Here is a 21570-nt window from a genome sequence, read left to right on the forward strand (position 1 = left end):
AGGGTCAGGGTTCTAATCCTCCGAGGTTGTAGGCTTTACCATCGCCCAGCAGCTGAAAGGCTTTTGAAATGTCTTTGAAATAGGGCATAATGAACAGGGATATCCTTTTTAATTTTGCTGCCCTGGCAGCTGGATCATTAGGAAAGTATTCCAGCAGGAATCGCTCTGTATACATTCCGCAGGCTATTTTGAAGTTAATACCGGGGGCCTGCCTAAATTCTTTCAGGATCCATTCTTTTAACTTGAAGCCATCAAATTTTACGAAATAGGTGATATCCTGCCTTTCATCCACGCAGACAGGCAGGTCAAAGGGTATTGACTTCTCGATAATGCCGCGTTTGGCCATTTCAGCATTGTAATAACCAATACATTCCATGGCATCTGAAAACGCTACCTCCTGGCCGCCATCGTCACCATCCTGGAACATACTGGCATAAGCCTGTTCCCGTTCATACATCTGCATAAGTGATTCTACACCCATGTAAAGTTGCTGTTTCTGGGCATTAGTTAATGTAAGTGATGAAGAAATTTTAAGATTTGCAGTGTTGTTGTTTTCCATGACATTTGATTTTGAGGTTAAAAATTAATGATGGGATTAAGGTAAGGAAGCGCTTTATTGCGGACAACTATAGCATTGACAGGCCGGGAATTAATTGTTTGATATTCACGATATATGAAAATAAATATAAGGATAATAAACGGGGAAATCATCACCGCTTCCCTAAAAAACCCCCCTCTTTAATCCGGGATTTCCCTCCTTTTAGCCCTATGCCGTCTGCATTAGTTTTGTAAAACAAAATCATTCGTATCATGAGTATCCGCTTCCGGGAATTACAGACGTACCGGGAAGATCTGACAACGGGTCCGGCGCTCACGACGAATTTAAGAAAGATCCCGGAAAAGTGAGCGTGGTATTTGAATGTCAACAGTGAATCCAATTTGCCACAACTAAAGACCCCCATATAGGCCATAACCTGATGGCTTAAGCGCAGCTTTGCATGTCCTTTTAAATACTACTATAATGAAAAAGTTGTTTCTTCTGTTAAGCTTCTTTGCACTGTCCGCTGTGTCATATTCTCAACGAGCCCTTACGGCGTCAGATACTGCGCTGCTTGAAAGCTTATATCAAAACATGAGGGCTTATGAAAGTCAATTTTATTGCGGAGAGAAAGATTCCATAACTGGTAACAACGTGAAGGCAAGAGTGGTGGGTGATCCTGCCTTTGATAGTTTATACAACCTGGCAAGCTCGAGAATATTAACGAGCTCGCAGGATCTCATCAGAAATGGTAAGGCTGCTGCACTTGATTTCAACGAGTCTCTTAAAAGACTTACGATTAATTATACATGGAAGGAGAATGGAACATCCCGGATGTGGAATGCCGGTTTCATCGCTGAAGAAAGTAGTAAGAAACTATTTGAGTTATTTGGTAAAAAAGGGTGGAAGGAAGGCTTTAGCTTTAATTTTGGCGTAGCTGTTCCGATATGTGCCAGAACTATCCTGTTTTTATCTAAGGATTGTGATACGTTAAGGGAATTGCGAAGTAAACAATACCTGGTATTACTTCGTAATTACGCTAAAGTATTGGCTACTGACAGATGTCAGATTGACGACATAAGAAAAAGAATACAGGCACTCCATAACTTCAACCTTAATATGCTGCTTTCTAATACCTCTACATATAAAGCTACGCCTGAAACGGTAACGGATGCCGAGTTAAAGTTGCTTGCATCGTGGGATATGCTTAGAAGTGCCAATACTGACAGCCTGACCCTGCTTAATATCTATAGAAAAGAGATCGCCGATTTTGAGGTGACAATGTTCGACAAAGCCGGCTATAGGCTTCATTGGTTTAATTTCAACGTGTCAGGGGGGCTGAAACGGTTTACAATTTATGATACTGCCGTTGTAAGGCTGGCTTCAATTGATAAGAAGAACCTTCCACGATTTACGGTTACGGGCAGTTACAGTTTATTCCAGGAGGCTGCCAGAAATGACATCTTTTACTTTTCTTTTGAGACGGTTGTAGGAAATACCAACTACCTCGAAGAAATACAGCCTTTGGAAATTATGCAGCTCAAGTCCGGTTCTGCTCCCGACATTGTAAAGGAGGATTATGAAGCTTTAGTCGTGAAAGACTATGATAAGCTAAAGAAAGGGTACGCCTTCATCGCTCCTGGTTTCGTCATCAACTATTTTCCGGGAGCCATCGGGAAATTCAAACGATTTCTTGGTATTGAGATAGGAGGAAGCACCCGGTACAAAGTATTTGTTCCGGATGGTGTAAATGCCCGTAATGTTTTCAGTTGCAGAGGCGGATTACTATTTACTTTTGAACGGGATAAAGTTGCTAAAACAACTTTCGGTGTTATTGCTTCCCTGACAGATATACCGTTTAAGGATGTTACCGTAAAAGACAGATTCGGGGTGAATATAAGAATAGGGGTGCCTTTTAATTATTAACTGCAAGCGGTGATGCACAGGATGCGCATTAACAATTTTCTCAACGCTGAATGGGTACTGGATTATACAATGCCGGGAGTGTATTAATTATCAGCTGTCTGTGTAAAAAATTTAAACGGGTAGTCCTCAATAACCTTACCATTCGGTGTGGTCATCGTTATAGTGCAGCAGCATATTATAAGATATATAACTTACGTACGTATGCTCATTTGCGGCTTGCTTGTCTGTTAAAGCTGATTTATTTGACTGAACAACTGTTCTGAGTTTATGATCTGCGGCAAGGTTTAACTTGTCCAGTAAATCCTCTGCTTGTCTGAAGTTCTCCAGACCTTTTTCTTTTTCATTGTTGTTTGCCAGCAATATGCCATAGTTATTATATGCTGTTGCAAGGTCAAATAATATTCTTTCGTCTGTGTACTTTATGTTAATATTAACCAGCAAACTAATAAGCTCATTATATAGCACAATTGGCGTAACATCTTGTTGCTGCAGCTGTTCCGATGCCGTCATTATGTTGAGCATGTTTCCCAGGACAGATGTCAGGCAGACCTCTCTCCAGTATGTAGCTGTATCGCCTGACCGGCTAAGTAAGCTGTAGGCTTCCCGGATACATAAAAAAGCACTATCAAAATTTTGAATGTCCTTGAACATTAGTGATAGGTTATTTAATGCTGTAGCCTTCTCCAATATGTATTGTTCAGATTTCTTATCAGTCATCTGATCCAGCAGCAAAACTGCTTCTTTTTGTAACATCAGTGTGCTGTCCGTCAGTATGTCTCCATCCCTGGCGTATCTGGCATGTGCTGATTTTCTAAGTGCTATACTTACTTTTCGATAGTAATCTCCTCCATCAACCGCTATTCCGATCCTGAAAATGGAACAGGCATCGTCATAGTCGCTGATTGCTTCAGGCCATTTCTTTAAATCCGCATACATGTCACCCGTCTCCATCAAAATGTTAGCATAAATTGTGAAATATAAGGCAGCCATTGTGTCCTTGCCCTGTTCCATATACATATAAGCGGCGCTATGAAGCGTATTGATTGCTTCTGCAAATTTATTCTGCCGGGCATAGGAATGTCCCAGGGAGTAAAGTACGGACTCAAGCCCTGGCTCATATTCCTTTCCGGATTTTCGCATTAATGATTCAAAGGCCAATTTTGAATGCTGGTAGTAAATGATGGCGCTGTCCAGATCTCCCTTTATGGCATAAACATGTCCTATCTCGCAAAAAGCCTCGGCACATACCCGTGTGAAGCCAAGCGTATCGGTGATTAACTTAGTTGGCTCTTCATATTTTCGTTCTGGCCTGCCGGCTATTTTGTCCTGCATACCTGCGGTTTGGGGCAAACCCGTCAGGGAAGAAATCACCTTCACTAGTTTATCATTGCTAAGTGCATATTGAGATACCAGCAGATAGTAAATCTTTAATTTTTCCAGTTCATCGCTTAAAAGTGACGCCAGAAGTAACAGATTTTGTTCATTACGATAAGCCATTACAGACTTTTTCGCATAGTGCAAAGCCAGGCTGTCTTCGTAGTTTGTTTTAGAATAACGGCCCAGCATTTCATAATTCACAGCAATAGTTTTAAGTTCTTCATCAATCTTACTCAATTCATTTTCTTTACGCCGTCTTTCTGATAATAATACAGCTAACTTGTGCTCCATCTCTTTTTCCTCTCTTATGATGACGGCGTCGGCACTATCCCGCAATCCCTGATCTATCAACAATTTTACAGATTGTAAGCGCTTCGTATCAATTGATGACGTTTCTACCTGGCTTTCTGTTATCCCGTAAATTGAAAGAATATTTGATAAACTGTCAATCTGCCTGCTAACAGCAATTGTTAGTTCGGTCTTTCCGTCCAAAGCAATCAGCAGTTTTCTTAACAGTAATTGCTGTTCCTGTATTTGCTTAGGATTGGAGAGATGATAAACGTGCTTATTTACCGACTGCCGGATGAAGTTTTGGGTATTTACCTGAACGCCATTAACAATTGTCCCGTTTCCGGTATTAACACTAATGGTAGGCGCTTGTTGTGAGATCCTACGTTGCCCTGATACATGGAATAGGGATGACAACATCAGTGTCACGATAAGGATAACCTTTTTCATTATTTCTTCAGATTAGTATCGGCGCGGTTGAAATTATTGATCATCGTTCCATTTACAACAGTGCCGCTACCGGAGTTTTGTATGATAACGGGTGATAGGTTGGGTGAATCTGGCTTTGTTGCCGTAGAAGCGGGTATAACTTCGCTTGTACGGGGCAGCACCTGCACGATTAAGGCAGCAACTACCATAATAACTGCTATCCAGAAAAAGCCTTTGCTATTTGTTCTTAATATTCCCGGCAAGGTCTTTTTAGGGACTCTTCTGATGAACGTGTAGAAAACAAAGAAAATGGCTGAAATAACAAGCAGTACGGGACTAAGCGCATTTGGGGATATATTATCAAAAAACATATGAGAACTGTTAGCTATAGTATTACAATGATACGGAAAAATTATCGTAAAACGTTTAGGCCCCGTTCTGTAGGATGCTGTTTCATGGATTTTCAGGACCAGTATAGGGAGCGTCACCTGGAAGCCATTGTTCAGAAAACCGGTCATTCTAATATTCACCTTTCATCTTTCATCTTTCATCTCATTGATCCATAAACTCCATTTTTCCGTATATACCTTCATAGTACCCGTTTTAGTTAATTCCTTAACCCTTTAAACCATAAACTATATGCACCCCAATCACGCTGTAATTAAAAAACTCATGACCGAACACGTTACACTCACTAAAGTATGGTATAAACTTGGCGATGCGGGCATTGAGATCGAGCATCTCGGTGATATCGACCTGTTTGATATTGTAATGGACCTGGTTGGATTCCCTGCTGCGCCCCACGAAGTAAGCATAATCGAATCCGGTAAGGAGATCCGTCGTTTTGAGAGGTCAAAGTGGTGGAACGAGGCATATCATTTAGAGCTGCACGAAATAGATTCGTTTTTAGAGAAACTGTATGTTGAATTCAACGAATTGCCCGCGGGGCAGCCGGAATTGTTTGATGGAAGCGATCCTGAGTAGGGCCCTGTTGTACAGCATGTTATGATATACTGCTTTTTTTCTTAGCCTGGTACTTGCCATTCCTTATCTTATATAGTGTATCCTTATCCATCCCCAGGTAGGAAGCAATATATACAGCAGGTACCCTTTTTTCCAGGTTGGGATAATATTCCTGGAAGAGCTGGAACCTTTCCATTGCATCATGTTTTCTGAGGATATTGGCCCGGTCTTCGGCCAGGACGTTATAGCGTTCATTGAGAATACGGCCTACCACATTAAATTCCAGCGATTCTTTATAAATCCTCTGCAGTTCGTCATAACTGATTGAGCCTAGTATTGCAGGCTCCAGGGTTTCAATATACTGCTTTGATGGCTCGCGGTGATAGAAGCTGCGGACAGAGAAAACCACATCTCCCTCGGCCATCATCCAGATAGTGCTTTCACCGGAGTGATCTTCCTCGTAAGCTCTGATCAGTCCCTGCAGGATGAAATACACACGTGAAGAGATCTGTCCGGGTGAGAGCAGCTTCTGTTTGGTTGGGTATTCGTCAATATGTACCATTCCGTGTAGCGATTGTACCACTGATTCGGGAAACCAGCTAATGTCCAGCAGAAAGTCTGTTATTTTTTCTACCATGCTTAATAGGGTTTTCGGTTAAGGGACGGGGCAATTTAATTTAAATCTGCACGTCAAAATGTTAATCCAATATTAACGGAGGAGGTATAGGACGATCATGATGTTGTTTGAATTCCTGACCCTGAACGCAATGAAATTGTATCGGTTGAACCTACTCTATCGTTTAAAAATAAGAGGTTGCACCTTTCGGTACAACCTCCGGGATCTCATGTTTACCAGGGGTATCCCTTTTTTCAGGTGATAAGTTAAATATTTAGATCATCAGTTTTTTACTGATCCCTCCATATTGTCCGCATCTGCCGGGATTTTGTCCTTTACGGATCAGTTCACAGCGGTATGTTTGCAGCCCCATGACCATACAATTGGTTGTATAACCAGTATCAGGACTATTATATTCACCTGTATAGCTATTTTAGGACCAGATAAAGCGGCCAGTATACAGTCTTTTATGCAGGATGTCCGGTACATGTCCGGTATATGTCCCGTATATGAGCGGTAGATGAGCGGTATCTTAATAGATACCACTCATCTACTGCTCATATACCCTGATCAGACAAAAAAAGTACCTCTTTGTTAAACCAATTGCACACTTCACTTGTTTTACCCACTAAAAATTTTACTTATGGCTATTCTTAAAGAAGGTATTGAATTTACCGGCGGACTTGGACAAGTATCCGCTTACAAAATGAAAGGATCTGACAAGATCATCGTCCGGAAAAAGGCCGGGCCTACCAGGAAGCAGATATTGCATTCCAGGAAGTTTGAACGCACCCGGGAAAATATGTCAGAATTTATCGGGGTGGGAAAAGCCGTTCGCGCCATCAGGTATCCGCTGATCCATGTGAAACGGCTGTCAGGTTATAACTTTACCTCATCGCTCACCACTATCTGTAAAAAGATGCAGTTGCTGGATACTGTAGGGGAAAAAGGTAAGCGCAGTATTTTCCTTTCACAGCACCGATATATGCTGGCTGGTTTTATGCTGCATAGAACCCATCCTTTTGTCAGTATTGTAACCGGGCCAATTAACTGTACCCTTAACCGGGAAACGCAAAGTGCGGTTATACAGCTGCCGCAGCTTGTCCAGGGTGTCAATCTTAACCTCCCCTGGAAGCAGCCTATGTTCCGTTTTTGTTTGTCATTGGGGCTGGTGCCTGATGTAGTGCATGATGTTAACGGTTATGATGACTACGCCACTGAATGGTCCACTACCAAATTGGATACTCCCTGGCAGGTGGTAACGGATCCTTTACCGGCGCAAACGCTGGCACTCAGGCTGAACAGGGCAGGAGGCATGAAGGATTCCCAGACCCTGTTGTTTGCCATTGGTGTTGAAATGGGCGCTCCGGGGCTTCATGGGCAAATAGAGGAAGTAAAACATGCGGGATCGGCATGTATCCTGGCGGTAGGATAAGCAGGTGATTAAAAGGAGAGGCTGCACCTGCGCCGGTACAACCTCCCTGAACGGACAATCCACGAGGATGTCTGCTATTGTAATCTTTTTGGACAGATCGTCTATTCTTCCTGGCGGTCTGGCAGCGTAACCGGACGTTTAAGCATAAACCTCCTCAATTCCAGTACATCTATATTCAGATAAGATGCGATCTGCTCTTTATGTACATAGTCAAAAACCCAGGGTATCCTTTGCAGCAGTTTCAGATATTGCTGAAAAGGACTTAAATACCTGATGTCACTGATCCTCTCCGCTATCTGTACGTTATGCCAGCCCCTCTCTAAAGCATATTCTTCACGGTTTTCTGCACATTTCTTCAGATGCTCAAACATGACATCGTAAGGTAATTCATGGAACTCAGCATCCCTTGTAAGTACAATGTTGCTATACCTGGAGGTGGGGATCACAAATTCACCCTTCCCCCAGAACCAGGTTACCAGCTGTTTGTTTTTATTTGTGCGATAGTATTCATACGCAAAGCCCTTTTCTAAGAAGCCATAGCAAGGGGTTGTTTCAGGTGCTGCTGTCAGTAGCTGTCCAGTTATATGCCGTACGTTCTTTAACGTATGGAACAGTTGTAAATTAATCATATGCTGATGTTGAATGTATTAAAAAATCAAGTTTTTTACGGAAACATTGTATTGGCTTTAGTCGGTCATGAACGGCCTTACCTGCTCCTCCGTTAACCCGGTGTGATGGCAGAAATCTGTAATGGTCAGAATATCATCTTTCTCTTTACCCGCATACTCCCTGATCTTTTGTAAAAAACGCCTGACGGAACGGCGGCTCCAACCAGTAAGGCGCTCCACGTCTTCCGGGTAAATAACGATCCTTTTTAGAACCTGTTTTTTCATGTGGTTGTATTGGTTTTACCGATGAAACAATGAACGATGATGGTATCCATTTAGTACCATTTTGGTCAAGTTTACCAAAAGCGGCCACTTGTCTTTTTTCGTTTGTCCGCCTGTTTTAGTATTGCACTATCAATTGGATGATAGCAGTAACGATAATAAATTATTACGCCGGAATACTGTCTGGTAAACGATTTCATCATGATGAAGGCTTAAACAGTATGTGCCTTATAACATGCTGCATTTTTTTGAATCAATTAAACATTTAATTATGGCAAGCAAGCATTACAGTAAGCGGGTAGCCACCCAGGCAAACTTTGAACGTACCCGCGAGAACATGGCGGAATTTGAAAGAGCCGCCAGAGCCGGTAAACTGCTCACCGATGCATTCCGGGCAATTGTTGATAGCGTCAGCGATGCGCGGCAGACAATACGGTTGTCAAGGGCCATGTCGAAAGTGATCAAGTCCGACCCGCTGAACGAACGCGGGCAGCGGAAAGTCAGCGACGGCAATCTGCAGCTGCTGAGGGGCTTTGACTTTAACCTGGCTGCAAAGCTGAGCAGGGTATTCTTTGCCCCTTATACGGCAACGATTGAACGTAGTACCGGTACGCTTAAAGTAGACATCCCGGCATTTGTTTCCAGGAAGATGCTGAAGGCGCCGCCTAATACTACGCACTTCACCGTCGTCTGTGGCGCGGCGGAACTGAACTTTGATTCGGGTACCCACCAGGGGGCCATCAGTGCGACCGCGGAACTGGCATACAGCAGGGAGCTGACAGCGGACATCAGTCTGAGTAATATGCTCACTCCCAACAGCACAGATATACTGTTCCTGGTACTGGGAGTAACGTACTACCAGTTTGTAAATGGCCAGTATTATACGCTGAATGATGAAGCCTACAACACTGTAGGGATCATCCTGGTAGATGCGCCGAATGCGTAAACGGAGGTACTGTTTCATGTAGTTTGGTTTTGGTTTTAAGAAAGGCCCCTCTATTCCTGGAGGGGCTGTTATAATTTCCGTTTGTCCGGGCTTGGCCCGGGGAAGGCCACCAGGTTGAACATCTCGCTCATGCGGCTGCGTAGCCTGGCCCCGTAACGTTCCTCCAGCTCATCGGCATTCAGGTTCGTAGTGATGTGTGTGAACATTTTATCTTCCACGAACAGCTCGTAGCGGATGGACAGGATCTCTGCCAGGGTATTGAAAGGAATCCCGTAATTGGGGATGTTGCTTTCGCATCCCAGGTCATCAAAGCAAACGCTGCGCGGCCTTCCATGAAGGTCATATGACCTGGCCGTATAACGGTCGATCACGGTATAACCTTCCTGGCCAAACTCCAGCGCCGTTCTAAGCGAGGATTTCATCACAAATTTCCAGGCAGGCTCCGTGCAGGCGCAAAGGATCTTCATCAAAGCGCTTTTACCACAACCGATAGGTCCGGTCAGTAAAATACCTTTATGAAGACTGAGGCCTTCTTCAGCCGCAATGACCTCATCACGCAGAAACCAACTGCACAGTTTCAGTACAGTGGCGCGGTCTTCTTCGAAGATCCTGAATGACGGCCCTATTAACTGTTTGCCATAGGATATCACCGCTTGCAGTGCTTCATTGTAATCAAAAGGGCTTGTCGTAGCTTTTGTCCTGGTTGACTTTGTGTTGTCCGAGTAGCTGATCTGACTTTGTTCCTGCATGTTGATTGGTTTTAGACGTATTTACCCGCTGATATTCGAAGGAGTTGCTGACCCATTTATCGGCTGCAGCCTGCCAGTCCTGGATGGGCACTTTCCCTCCCAGCAGCCAGCCATTGGCCTGGTAGTGGGCGTAGAATTTCAGGGCGTCCTTTTCGGAATAACTGGCTGCCGCAAAGTATTGGAGCACCGCATCTTTAGGCGGCGGCAGGGAAAGGGCAGGGGGGCGGGCGGCGCCGCGGGCTGCAAACTGGTTTCCGTTTTTCCCCGGGCGGTTGTCAGCAGGAAAACTGGGGGGGTGTGGGTCACTCTCTTTGTTTTCCTTTCTTAATTCCTGTTTATAAATAGGGCTCAGATCTGGGACGGTAGCCGGTTCAGATTTGACCATTGGTTGTATCGGATCCGGGACGGTAAGCGTGCCAATAATGGCGATTAGCTGTCCCATTTCTGTGATGGTAAGCGGCCCGTTTTCCGGGTTACCAGCCTGGAAAATAGTCAGCTGCCGGTTGGCCTCTGACATTTTCTTCCAGCGTATAAGGCTTACCATGGAGCGGTGGTGCCTGTGCAGGGATGGGTAGTAGCGGATGTACCCGTACCGGTGCAGCTCTTTCAGGCATTTCAGGTAGGTGTTCTTGGAACCAATGCCGCTGATCTGCATGAGGCGGTCCCGGAAAAGCGGGAATGGATGCTGGAACCTGTTGCAGTTCCAGTGGTGGAATAAAGCCAGGTAAAGGCTGATATGACTGGGCGTGAGGCGCCGTTCCCGCTGGAGTATCCAGAGGAATGTGTTCAGGTGATGTATGTAGTTCATGGTTGTTTAGAAGTGGGTAGTGTTTGAGGTGGAGCAATAAGTGATTAGTCTGGGTAACGGCATGTGTGTTTTAAAACAAGGATGCCGGGGAGAGGAGTAATTGTTCATAGATATGATTTTTCTATTTAACAATGGAATTATCGTATTGAGTTTTTCAAATTCTAAGGCCGGCAATTTACAAAGTGAAATAATATGCTCAATACGGCATATGTCGTATTGGGGGTGGAGGGGGGAGGTAACTACATCTATTTTGGCCAGTACTTCTTCTGCATCAAATTTACGGGTATGAATTCCTTGTCCGGCGGTGAAGACCGATTCTGCTTTGATTAACAAAGGTGTTAACAACTAATTCACGCTTTGATAAGCTGAACTCCGCTAATTTTATTTTATCCGCAAAGAGCCTGTTGAACGAAGGGAATGCCTTTATCCAACCATCACAAATTATGACAGTCAACGAACAGGACATCGCCTTACTGGAACAGCTGAAAGCCGGCAATGAGCTGGCTTTTGCCGACGTGTATACCAGGTATCGCAAATACCTGATGGTAGTAGCCGTTTCCCTGCTGGAAGATGAGATGGAAGCGCAGGACGTGGTGCAGGATTTCTTTATCGATTTCTGGCATCGCCAGTTGTTCAACAGGCTGGACCCTGGTTTCAACAGGGGGGATGGAAGCATCTTCAGGAGCTACTTGCACCGCGCTGTGTATAACCGTTGCCTGGACCGCTTGTCACGGCATAAAACCCGGCAGCATCGTATGGACAGAATGCCCGCACCCGAGCTGGCTTGCCCGCCGGAGTACCGCATAGAACACCGCGAATGGCAACAGCAGCTGTGCAGCTCCCTGCAGAGCGCCATCGGCAAAGTACCCCGTTTATCCGCCAGGGTGTTCCAGCTGGCTTATATAGAGCATAAGAGTCGCGGGGAGATCGCCTCCCTGATGGGCGTAAGTCCCAACACCGTCAAAAACCAGCTGGTGAGGGCCATGAAGATCCTGCGCGCCCTACCACAGTGATACCCCAACCGGTTGCAAAGACCGTTGCTTTGCAGCTGGCCAATGGGCAAAGGCTGAACCTGTCTGCGGCAACAGATAAGATTGTTTTAGCGGATGCCCGCCTGCAGAATGCGGGCAAGGCCTTGTCGTATACGCTGAAAGAAGAAGAGAACAATACCGCGCTTACGGCCATGAACAGCCTGCAGGTTCCCATAGGAAAAGACTACCGGATCACCCTGTCTGATGGTACGGTGGTAGGGATGAACGCTGCTACAACCTTACAGTTTCCCTTTAAGTTCAGCGGCAGTACCCGGGAGATCTGTATACAGGGCGAAGCATACCTGGAAGTGGCAAAGGACGCCCGCCGGCCTTTCGTGGTGCATACACAGCATGGAACAGTACAGGTATTGGGAACGGCTTTTAATATCAATGACTATGATCCTGCTGCGATGAAGCTGTCGCTGGTGAATGGAGCGGTATGCTTTAAAACAAAAGATAAGGATGTTGCCCTGAAACCGGGGCAGCAGGTAGTATATGACGATCAGCAGCACATTCGATTGCAGGCATTTGATGAGCAGGAGGTATTATCCTGGCGGCAGGGTAAGTACTACTTTTACGATGCCAGCCTGCAGGAGATCCTGGAAGTGCTGCCACGCTGGTACGGCGTGCAGGTGATGATAGACCGTCCCGGGTTAGGCGAAGAGCGCTTTACGGGCATGATGGACCGCAACAAGCCACTGGAGGCCTTTCTGCAGGCGCTGGCTACCACCATGAAGATCAACTACTATGTTCATAAGGATATACTGCACTTGCAGTAGTGTGTCATCATTTTCATTTTTCACCAATAGATATGTATGGTGTGGGCCGCTGTCTAGCGGCCTTCTTTTTAAACCGGATGAACAACAGCAGTTAAAAATGAAAATTTTTGAAAAAAGATGAGAATGGAGTAGTACCCGGGAGGGCCTTTGTCCGTATATATATAAGTGTACATAGCTTTGGCCGATCATGTGGAAAAGACACACCTTATCTATGATCAGGGAGGAAGGAATAGATCAGCAATGAAAGCCAACTGGTATACCTACCAACTTTATTGGATGCCCGACACATTCAAACGCACCAAAATCATTCTTATGACCTTTAATGAGGACGAGTTCCTTATCTTATTACTACGCCAGCTAGACAACTGTACCAACTGGGACGAAGACCGGTACATTGATTACATGCTTCGGAGATACGATAGAGCGCGCCAACTGAAACAGGACGTAACAGAAACCTTTCCGCAACAGGCGGAAAGACACCCCAATTTCATGCCGGCGGCATGGCCCCTGAGCCTGGTGAAACGCTATGAGCCGGTAATGGAAACGGCGGATGCAGTTACATTGCAGTCATCTGCTAACCGCAGGCACCTGAACATTGCAGCCGCCGTACTGGTAGCAGCGGTGGTCATATTAAGCCTCTTTCTTATTCCCTCAATAAGATCTGATCATCGCCACCTGCCCGGCAGCTCAAAAGGAGTGATCCTGGAAATGGCGAAAGGAGAGCGGGTAGAACTGGGCGCCGAAGTGGCCACCATCCCCACCAGGTACGCCCTGCTCAGCACCAATGCAGAGATGCTGCAGTTCAGCGCCCAGCCTGGCAAGCTGGCTTTCAAAGAGAACACGCTACGGGTACCGGCAGCGCATTCGTACAACGTTACCCTGGAAGACGGTACCATTGTGCATATGAACGCCGCCACCGAATTGCGCTTTGCCTTTACGTTCAGCAGTATCAGCAGGGAGGTGTATGTTGATGGCGAGGCTTATTTCTCGGTAGCAAAGGATGAGAAACGCCCTTTTATTGTGCATACCAAAAAAGGAAATGTGCGCGTGCTGGGAACGGATTTTAATATCAATACCTACGAAGATAATTTTATTGTATCCCTGGTATCCGGGGCCGTTATAGTGGATCCGAAGAAAGGGCCTTCCATGCGCCTGCAGCCCTGCCAGGAAATGGTGCTGGATCCGGTGAGCCTGGAGGCTTCGCTGATAGATTTCAGGGGTGAGATGGTGATGGGATGGTTGAAGGGACAGTACAGGTTTATTGATCAGCCGCTGTCAGAAGTCTGCAAGGTAGTAGAACGACTTTACGGTATCAGGATCCGCTTTGATCGCGAACGGCTGGGTAATGTGAAATTTACGGGGAAGGTGGATAAGAATGAAACTGTGGAGGGATTTTTTGAAAAAATGAAAGAAAACACCGAAGTGGGTATGTGGTATTATGATGAAGAAGGAACCATACACCTGGACAGGAACGAGGAAAACGAAGGTAAGAAGGACAAGAAAGAGAAGAAAGAAAAACACTAGCAGCAGGGGATAGCAACTGCTGATGGCGATAATTATGAAACGAAATAATTGTATTATCTCTATGCTTTCCCTAAGAAAATATGTCAGGCGGGCGAAAAGGGTTTCGAACACTGCGCCAGCTCCTTTTAACATTGACGAGTTTATCGACCTGATCGTACTAAAGCCCGCCGGGAAGACCACCTGGAAGGAAAACAGGTATATCCGCCGGCAGGTCAGAACCAATCCTAAGGCAGCACAGGCCTGGGAAGATGCAAAGGTTACTTCGCCGCACGAGCATTTCAGTCTGCGGGTGTATCATTTCCCGCTGGCGAAGATGGCGGCTATCTGCTTGCTGGCAACCCTAATAGGGGTTGGGATTTATGCTTTCACGCGGTATTACCGCGTCCGTGTCAGTGTACAGGTGGAAAATAAGCAGAAGCAGCAAACCCATTTTGCGAATAAACGGTTGAGCGAAGTGGCCGGGATGATTGAAGAGAATTACTCCAGGAAGGTGATCTTCGACAGGGAAGCACTTAAAACCACGCAGCTTTCAGGCAGGATGGATCCCACGATGCCATTGGATGAGTTTCTTGATGAGTTGCGCTACAATAATGTAGAAACCTATATTGACAAAAAGGGGGATATTCATATCAGATGATCTTCATAGTAAATGAATGGTACCACAGGGCGAGCGTCCGGTATTTTTGCGGATGTTGGATCCGGGCATATCTTTGCTACGTATATGTAGTTAGGAAAGCTTACATTCTGTTAGCAACAACGAACCCCTGTTCATATGCCTTGTAAATCACTGTTTACCCTTCTGATCATCATCGCTTCGGCAAGTAACCTCTGTGCACAGGGTTACCCGGGCGCAAGGAGGGTATCGTGCCGCCAGGAGAACATCACCCTTGAAAATCTGTTCAGAATAGTATATGAGCAAACAGGCATGACTGCTTTTTACAATGATGAGCAGCTTAACAGTTATGAAAAGGTTACAGTTAATTTCCGCAATGAGCCCCTGGATAATGTACTGGCACGACTGCTGAGAAAGCGCGGTATTGCCTGGTGCTACAGGAAGGATGTGTTCGTAGTGTCATTTAAAAGGGACGGAGATGTAGACCTTGGCTATATACCGGAGGAGGATAAGCGCCTCATCACAGGTGTAGTGGTCAACGAAAAGGGAGCGCCCCTGGAGGCAGTGGCCGTTATGACGGCAGACAGGCACGTTGGGATGAGCACGGAAAGTGATGGCAGGTTTTTTCTCCGGGATGTAGCGCCTCATACTAAACTGCTGGTACAGCGTACGGGGTATAAGCCAATGGTGCTATCCTCCTACGCTGATTCTATTTATATACAAATGATTCCAATGATAGCGCCACTGCAGGAAGTAAATGTGACAGGGGTAGTGCAGGGTTCGCTTACGGGATCGGTGAAGCAGGTGAAAAGTAAAGAGATTGCAGAGTCGCCGGTAAATAATGTGCTGGGCGCCTTGCAGGGAAGAGTACCGGGTTTGTATATCAATCAAACCACCGGGTTACCCGGCGGTGGGTATAGGATCAGGTTGAGGGGGAAGAATAGTATTGAGAGCAATAGTGACCCGCTGATATTGGTGGATGGGGTGCCTTTTCCGAGTGTGTCGTTTAACGAGAACTTTTTTAATATGTCGGGGACTACAGGAGCCAATGTAGCGCCAAGTCCGCTGAATTTGCTGTCGGTAAATGACATTGAGAGTATCAGGATATTGAAGGATGCAGATGCAACGGCGATGTATGGGACGAGGGGGGCGAACGGGGTGATATTGATAAATAGTAAGCAGCCGAACGAAAGTGGAACCTGGATATCGGGAGCGGCTAATTTGTATGCAGGATTTGGTAAAGCAACGAACCTTGTACATTATTTGGATACCAGGCAGTATCTGGAAATGAGGACCGAAGCGTTTAGTAATGATAAGAGAATTCCGGATGTAAAAAGTGCTCCTGATCTTCTTAAATGGAGTCCTGACCGTTATACCGATTGGCAGAAGGAGATGATTGGCGGGACGGCATTTATACGCGATGGCAACATAGAAATGAAGGGAGGCAGCAAAAATTTTGGTTATAGAGCCAGTGGATCATATCGACAGGAAAGCACAGTGTATCCTACTTCAAAAAATTTTATGTATGGGAAAGGTGCTGCAATGCTACAGCTGCGGTTTAATTCCGGAAATGAGAAAGTGAAAATGAATATATCTGGAAACTATGTTGCTGACCGAAATTACCTGCCAACAACGGATCTGACCACTTTCTCTACCGCACCTCCCAATACACCTGAGGTGTATGTTGACGGAAAGTTAAACTACGCCGATAGTACATTTGACAATCCTTATGCTTTTTTACTACAGACATCAACCGCCAGATCAAGGAACTTTAGAGCCTTTATTAATACATCCTGGGAGCCGGTTAAAAACTTGATGTTTAGCGCCAACATTGGAGGCAGTTCGATTAAAATCGATGAAGTGCAGATTGTTCCTGCCAGATCAATGGGGCCTACGATGGGGTTTTCTGAAGCTGGTTTTGCTTCTTATTTTAATAACAAGTACATAAACGGTTTGGTAGATGTACGAGCTAGCTGGGATAAGACTATAGGTGAGGAACAGTTTGGATTAACGGCCGGCGCCCGCATTCAATTCGAGGACCAGCTAAAGAAAGGATATTTTGCATGGGGATTCAAGGGGAATGACGAGTCTATGGAAAATATTACTGCTGCGGAAGGCAACGCTAAACTGGATAGTACCCAGACCAATTTTAAGAACCAATCTTTTTACACTCAGTTTGAGTACAAGCATGCAGATAAGTACATGCTTACATTGACTTTTAATAGAGATGGTTCAAATCGGCTTGCCCGTAAATATGCAAATTTTGGGGCTGTTGGCGTAGCTTGGGTCTTTAGCAGGGAAAGTTGGTTTGGAAGAAATGGACCATTGAGCTTCGGTAAGCTTCGTGGAAGTTATGGAGTAACTGGAAATGATTCATATGTAAGGAACATTAGCCGGGAAACGTGGGTGTGGGGAATGCCATTCGTAAGTAAAGGTATAGCAGCTGACACTATTGGACACGTACTTTCACATGGTTGGGAAAAAATCCGTAAGGCGGAAGTAGCACTTGATGTTGGCTTTATAAATGACCGAATTTTAGCCACTTTCTGTTATTATAACAATAGAAGTACAGACCAGCTTCTTACGGGACGTTATCAAACAATTGTAAGTAATGTTGACGATCCTTCGTCAAGTATATATATGCCGGTAAATGTTCCGGCAGTTGTAGTAAACAGAGGCTTTGAAATAGATGTTGAAGGAGTTGTCCTCCGGAGTAATTCAGTAACCTGGAGCACAAATATGAACCTGAGTTTTCCCAAAAACCGGTTAACCACTTTCCCCTATCTTGACAATTCAACATATAAAGGATACTATAAGGAACGGATGTCTATTGATCTTTTAATGAGATACCATCTGCAGAAAGTAGATCCACAAACAGGAGTTTATAAGTTCGAGGACTTTGGTAATAATAGAGATCTTTTAGACGACAAGGCTTTGGGAACGGAATTAGGACCGTTCTTCTATGGAGGGTGGTACAACAATATACGCTATAATAATTTTGAAGTAAGCTGTTTGTTTAGGTACACCAGGCAGAACAACTATGGCTATGAATATTCGGCGTTAATGGCACCTGGGATGATGGGTAATCAACCTTTATCAGTACTGGAAAGATGGCGGAGCCCGGGGGACAACGCTGCGATACAGCGTTATACTGCTTCTGGAGATACTGATGCCGGTGGCGCCTTTGGACTGGCCCGACAAAGCGACAAATGGTTGGCTGATGCAAGCTATCTTAGGTTACAATCGCTTGTGTTTGCTTTTCATTTTCCGCAAAAAAAATTGCTGCGGTCTAATATAAAAAGTTGTAAATTGTATTTTCAGGGCATTAACCTGTTTACTTGGACAAAGTATAAAGGGAGGGATCCCGAAATTACTGCGAGTCCCGATAGTTATCCGTCACTGCGGGTTCTTACACTTGGTATGCAATTGTCATTCTAAATTTACTCGCATAGCTGAAAGTTTGCTACTCCACTTATTTGCTACTCCTTTTTTTCTACCCTTGTTTCCGTTAACGCTGTATTCGCTACTCCCGCTTAAAATTGATTGCATTTAGAATCAATTTTTTTTCTCTTAACCTTTAAATTTTATACCATGAAACGTACCAACTTTAAGCCAGCGGGGATTGTATGCCTGGTCGCATTGCTTTTTTCAATTACCAGCGCTATGGGGGGCAAGCGATTTGCTACTGCTCGTTATAAGATAACGGGACAAGTACCTTGTTTTTTGCCTGAAACAATGCCAGAAAGCTGCCTTCCTGTAAACACTGGCACTCTTTGCACACTTACCTCAGGATCAGTCACAAAAACTTACTATCAGGACGTTTGTGTAACGCCCTACTACAAAATGCCATAGCGAAAATAAAAGTAGTGGCAGCTTTTGCCCTGCCGCTACTTTTACACCCCCCTTGCCACCCACTCAATCCTCACAAATATTTTCGTAACTTCTGGCTACAAAATCCTCCTCAAAATGGCCAGAATTACCCCTTTATCCTCAGAGACCGCTCCCTCCATAGTACTTGCCGAATTCGAGCGGCACTGCATCCGTTTCAAAACCCGCATTACCAACATGAAAGGCATCCTCGGATATTCCCTTACCGCCTTCGAAGTGTACATGCAATGGTACGTAGTATATGATGATATGAGGATCATCCTCGGACAACGCCTCGTTAACCTCTATGCGTACTCCATATCCCGGGCAAGTCAATGTCTGCTCTGGACTACCTATTTCCGCAAATGCATCATCGATGCGGGCGAGAATCCGGACAAGTTAAAGCTGACAGAAAGAGATCGGCTGGTGATGGAATTCGGAAAAGCAATCGGCAGCAACCACGGAAAAACAGACCAGGCCCTGTTCGACAAATTAAGCCGGCTCTTTAACGCCCGCAAAATGGTAGACATCATTTCCTTTGCAGGACAAATGATAGCCGCCTGCATTTTTGCCAATGCAACAGAGACAGACCTGGACTTTTATTTGGAAGGCTACGAACCGTAGAGGCGTGATCCGCGCTGGTCACCAGCCTCCTGGTTATTAATGCTTAATTTTTTTAATTATTTACCCTGCGCCGGAGCCAGGTTTTTAATCCGGATATTCCGGAAATCAATTTCCTGGCCCTCGCTCTGCAGGGCGATGTAACCGGAAGATAATACCTTCCCATCCTGCTTTTGCCTGGGATCGTAGCGGTTCACTACCGGACCGCCGATCTGGGGTTTGGAGTACTGCAGCACGGTATCGCCGTTGATGATATGCGTGATCAGGGAGTCGCCCAGCACAATCAGCTCTGCTTTGATCCATTCGTTCTTGTCGAAGGTTTTGGAGCTGGAATTGATACAATGGCGGGTGTCCAGCTTGCCCTTGTATACGATGTGGGTGCCCGGGGAGCACATATTGCCGGTGGGGCGCGGCTGACCGTCATCCAATCCGGCGAGGAACTGCATTTCGATGGAAATGGGCCAGTCCTGCTCTTTGGGCATGGTACGCGGGTCCTGGGAATGATACATCACGCCGCTGTTCAGTAAGGTGTAAACAGGGGCGGATTTCATCCACTGGCCGGTGAAGCGGTATTCCAGCTGCAGGTGATAGTAGGAGAAAGGTGTTTTATAATAAAGGTGGCCAAACTGCTCGTTGAAGTTGTCGCCATACTGGTCATAGCGCACCTGGATGGTGCTGTCCTGTACGCGGAAGGTATTCCCGTAGTTATCGCCGGTTTCATGGTGATGGATCTTCACGATCCAGTCATTGATGTCTTTGCCGTTAAACAGCGGTACCCATTGATTTTGGGCCTGGGCGCTGTGCCCTGCGATGGTCACCAGCAGCAGCAGTGCCAGTGCACGTGGAAAGTTCATGCCTGTCATAATGGAGATTGAGTAGCTGCTTAAAGATAGCCAGAAATTATTTCTTTTTCTTTTTCCGTTTCTTCTCCTGCAGGGCTTTCTCATGTTGTTCAATGAGCAGCTGCCAGTTCTCGTTGGGGATGTCTTCGGAGAATGCGATGGTTTCGCGATAGTCATTCTTGTCGATCTTCATCACCTGGATCTCTTTGCCAATATAGGTCTGGATCTGTTCCAGCATGGGTTTTTCTTCGGTGCTGCAGAAGGTTACGGCCTGGCCTTTCTGAACGCCGCGGCCCGTGCGGCCAACGCGGTGTACGTATTTTTCGGGTTCATCGGGCAGGTCGTAGTTCACTACATAGTCTACGTTGGGGATGTCGATGCCGCGGGCATTCACGTCGGTAGTGATCAGGATCTTGACATCGCCTTTTTTGAATTCGTTCATCACGGAGAGGCGGTCGTCCTGTTCGCGGCCGCCGTGCATGATCAGGCTTTTGACACCTACACGTTCCATGGCGGCGGCTACACGCTCAGCGCGCACTTTGGTGCGCACAAAAACGAGGATCTTGTTCTCCGGGAATTCTTTGACCAGGCGTTCCAGGAAGAAGCGTTTATCATCCATTTCCACAAAGGCCACGGAGTGGCTCACGTTTTTGGAAATGGGATCTTCCGGGGAGATCTGGATACGGATGGGATTGCGGACGATGGAATAGGCCAGGTCCTTGATCTCGGTATCAATGGTAGCGGAGAAGAAGAGTGTCTGGTGATCGCGGCGCAGGTGTTTGATCACATCGCGGATATCGCGGATAAAACCGAGGTCCAGCATATGATCGGCCTCGTCCAGGATGAGCGTTTGTACATGGGAGAGGTCCAGGTGGCCCTGGCTGATGAGGTCGAACATACGTCCGGGGGTGGCGATCAGTACATCCACGCCTTTGTCCAGTTTTTTGATCTGGGCATCCTGTTCCACGCCGCCCACAAGGGCCATAATATCTACCCGGGTATATTTACCGATCTGTTTGAAGACTTCGGAGATCTGGATAGCCAGCTCGCGGGTGGGCACCATCACCAGGCATTTTACCTCGCCTTTGGTGCGGGAGCGGCTTTGCTGGTGCAGCAGCTGCAGTACGGGGATGGCGAAGGCGGCGGTTTTGCCGGTGCCTGTTTGAGCGATGGCCAGCACATCATCTCCTTTCAGGATGGATGGAATGGCCTTGTATTGAATATCTGTAGGGCGTTTAAAGCCGTTTTCTGCCAGGCTGCGTTTGATCTCTTCTGCGATGCGGTATTGTTCGAATTTCATGAGGGTACAAAGGTAGTCAATTTTGGGC

Annotated in this window: 20 protein-coding genes; 10 read left to right on the forward strand and 10 right to left on the reverse strand. The window is 46.0% G+C overall.

What is annotated here, in order from left to right; genetic code table 11:
• Positions 1-4 precede the first annotated feature (4 nt).
• Positions 5-481, reverse strand: coding sequence for a hypothetical protein (locus Q0577_RS19150; protein ID WP_298739148.1), 477 nt, complete (start codon positions 479-481; stop codon positions 5-7).
• 540 nt (positions 482-1021) lie between these two features.
• Between Q0577_RS19150 and Q0577_RS19155 the strand changes: the two genes are divergently transcribed.
• The gene (locus Q0577_RS19155; protein ID WP_298739151.1) at positions 1022-2464 is read left to right on the forward strand and encodes a hypothetical protein; all 1443 of its coding nucleotides are present in this window, start codon (positions 1022-1024) and stop codon (positions 2462-2464) included.
• A 135-nt stretch (positions 2465-2599) separates the two neighbouring features.
• Here Q0577_RS19155 and Q0577_RS19160 read toward each other — a convergent pair whose 3' ends face one another.
• Together Q0577_RS19160 and Q0577_RS19165 are read right to left on the reverse strand one after the other, a co-directional pair.
• Complete coding sequence (locus tag Q0577_RS19160; RefSeq protein WP_298739154.1) at positions 2600-4579, reverse strand: tetratricopeptide repeat protein; 1980 nt, start codon at positions 4577-4579, stop codon at positions 2600-2602.
• Complete coding sequence (locus Q0577_RS19165) at positions 4579-4929, reverse strand: hypothetical protein (RefSeq protein WP_298739157.1); 351 nt, start codon at positions 4927-4929, stop codon at positions 4579-4581. Before Q0577_RS19165 ends, Q0577_RS19160 begins: the two co-directional genes overlap by 1 nt.
• A 268-nt stretch (positions 4930-5197) precedes the next feature.
• Here Q0577_RS19165 and Q0577_RS19170 point away from each other — a divergent pair, with 268 nt between their 5' ends.
• Positions 5198-5542, forward strand: coding sequence for a hypothetical protein (locus tag Q0577_RS19170; RefSeq protein WP_298739159.1), 345 nt, complete (start codon positions 5198-5200; stop codon positions 5540-5542).
• 19 nt (positions 5543-5561) lie between these two features.
• Here the strand turns inward: Q0577_RS19170 and Q0577_RS19175 are convergent, their stop codons facing one another.
• Entirely contained in the window at positions 5562-6158 is a 597-nt protein-coding gene (locus tag Q0577_RS19175) for a Crp/Fnr family transcriptional regulator (RefSeq protein WP_298739162.1), read from the reverse strand.
• A 622-nt stretch (positions 6159-6780) separates the two neighbouring features.
• Here Q0577_RS19175 and Q0577_RS19180 point away from each other — a divergent pair.
• Positions 6781-7572 carry a hypothetical protein gene (locus Q0577_RS19180; protein ID WP_298739164.1) on the forward strand — a complete coding sequence of 264 codons (792 nt, stop codon included), beginning with the start codon at positions 6781-6783 and terminating at the stop codon, positions 7570-7572.
• Positions 7573-7673: 101 nt separating this feature from the next.
• Here Q0577_RS19180 and Q0577_RS19185 read toward each other — a convergent pair whose 3' ends face one another.
• Positions 7674-8201, reverse strand: coding sequence for a hypothetical protein (locus Q0577_RS19185; RefSeq protein ID WP_298739166.1), 528 nt, complete (start codon positions 8199-8201; stop codon positions 7674-7676).
• 57 nt (positions 8202-8258) lie between these two features.
• Positions 8259-8465, reverse strand: a complete 207-nt coding sequence (locus Q0577_RS19190; RefSeq protein ID WP_298739167.1) for a hypothetical protein — start codon at positions 8463-8465, stop codon at positions 8259-8261.
• Between the two features lie 268 nt (positions 8466-8733).
• Between Q0577_RS19190 and Q0577_RS19195 the strand changes: the two genes are divergently transcribed.
• The gene (locus Q0577_RS19195; RefSeq protein WP_298739168.1) at positions 8734-9408 is read left to right on the forward strand and encodes a hypothetical protein; all 675 of its coding nucleotides are present in this window, start codon (positions 8734-8736) and stop codon (positions 9406-9408) included.
• Positions 9409-9476: 68 nt separating this feature from the next.
• On the opposite strand, the gene Q0577_RS19200 is transcribed toward Q0577_RS19195, so the two are convergent.
• Together Q0577_RS19200 and Q0577_RS19205 are read right to left on the reverse strand one after the other, a co-directional pair.
• Positions 9477-10157, reverse strand: a complete 681-nt coding sequence (locus Q0577_RS19200; protein WP_298739169.1) for a hypothetical protein — start codon at positions 10155-10157, stop codon at positions 9477-9479.
• Complete coding sequence (locus tag Q0577_RS19205) at positions 10081-10965, reverse strand: hypothetical protein (RefSeq protein WP_298739170.1); 885 nt, start codon at positions 10963-10965, stop codon at positions 10081-10083. The genes Q0577_RS19200 and Q0577_RS19205 overlap by 77 nt, the downstream gene beginning before the upstream one ends.
• A gap of 443 nt (positions 10966-11408) precedes the next feature.
• Between Q0577_RS19205 and Q0577_RS19210 the strand changes: the two genes are divergently transcribed.
• The 6 genes from Q0577_RS19210 to Q0577_RS19235 all read left to right on the forward strand — a co-directional run bounded on the left by Q0577_RS19210 (position 11409) and on the right by Q0577_RS19235 (position 19403).
• On the forward strand, positions 11409-11978 hold the full coding sequence (locus tag Q0577_RS19210) for a sigma-70 family RNA polymerase sigma factor (protein ID WP_298739171.1): 570 nt from the start codon (positions 11409-11411) through the stop codon (positions 11976-11978).
• Between the two features lie 29 nt (positions 11979-12007).
• Positions 12008-12775: a FecR domain-containing protein gene (locus Q0577_RS19215; RefSeq protein ID WP_298739172.1), complete on the forward strand. Its 768-nt coding sequence runs from the start codon at positions 12008-12010 to the stop codon at positions 12773-12775.
• A 312-nt stretch (positions 12776-13087) separates the two neighbouring features.
• On the forward strand, positions 13088-14299 hold the full coding sequence (locus tag Q0577_RS19220) for a FecR domain-containing protein (protein ID WP_298739173.1): 1212 nt from the start codon (positions 13088-13090) through the stop codon (positions 14297-14299).
• 61 nt (positions 14300-14360) lie between these two features.
• Positions 14361-14936, forward strand: a complete 576-nt coding sequence (locus Q0577_RS19225; protein ID WP_298739174.1) for a DUF4974 domain-containing protein — start codon at positions 14361-14363, stop codon at positions 14934-14936.
• Positions 14937-15071: 135 nt separating this feature from the next.
• The gene (locus Q0577_RS19230; RefSeq protein ID WP_298739176.1) at positions 15072-18350 is read left to right on the forward strand and encodes a SusC/RagA family TonB-linked outer membrane protein; all 3279 of its coding nucleotides are present in this window, start codon (positions 15072-15074) and stop codon (positions 18348-18350) included.
• Positions 18351-18878: 528 nt separating this feature from the next.
• Positions 18879-19403 carry a hypothetical protein gene (locus tag Q0577_RS19235; protein ID WP_298739177.1) on the forward strand — a complete coding sequence of 175 codons (525 nt, stop codon included), beginning with the start codon at positions 18879-18881 and terminating at the stop codon, positions 19401-19403.
• Between the two features lie 56 nt (positions 19404-19459).
• Here the strand turns inward: Q0577_RS19235 and Q0577_RS19240 are convergent, their stop codons facing one another.
• Together Q0577_RS19240 and Q0577_RS19245 are read right to left on the reverse strand one after the other, a co-directional pair.
• On the reverse strand, positions 19460-20254 hold the full coding sequence (locus Q0577_RS19240; RefSeq protein ID WP_298739178.1) for a DUF1080 domain-containing protein: 795 nt from the start codon (positions 20252-20254) through the stop codon (positions 19460-19462).
• Between the two features lie 46 nt (positions 20255-20300).
• Positions 20301-21542, reverse strand: coding sequence for a DEAD/DEAH box helicase (locus Q0577_RS19245; protein WP_298739180.1), 1242 nt, complete (start codon positions 21540-21542; stop codon positions 20301-20303).
• Positions 21543-21570: the final 28 nt, after the last annotated feature.

This window comes from uncultured Chitinophaga sp. (assembly GCF_937898475.1).
GTDB lineage: Bacteria > Bacteroidota > Bacteroidia > Chitinophagales > Chitinophagaceae > Chitinophaga.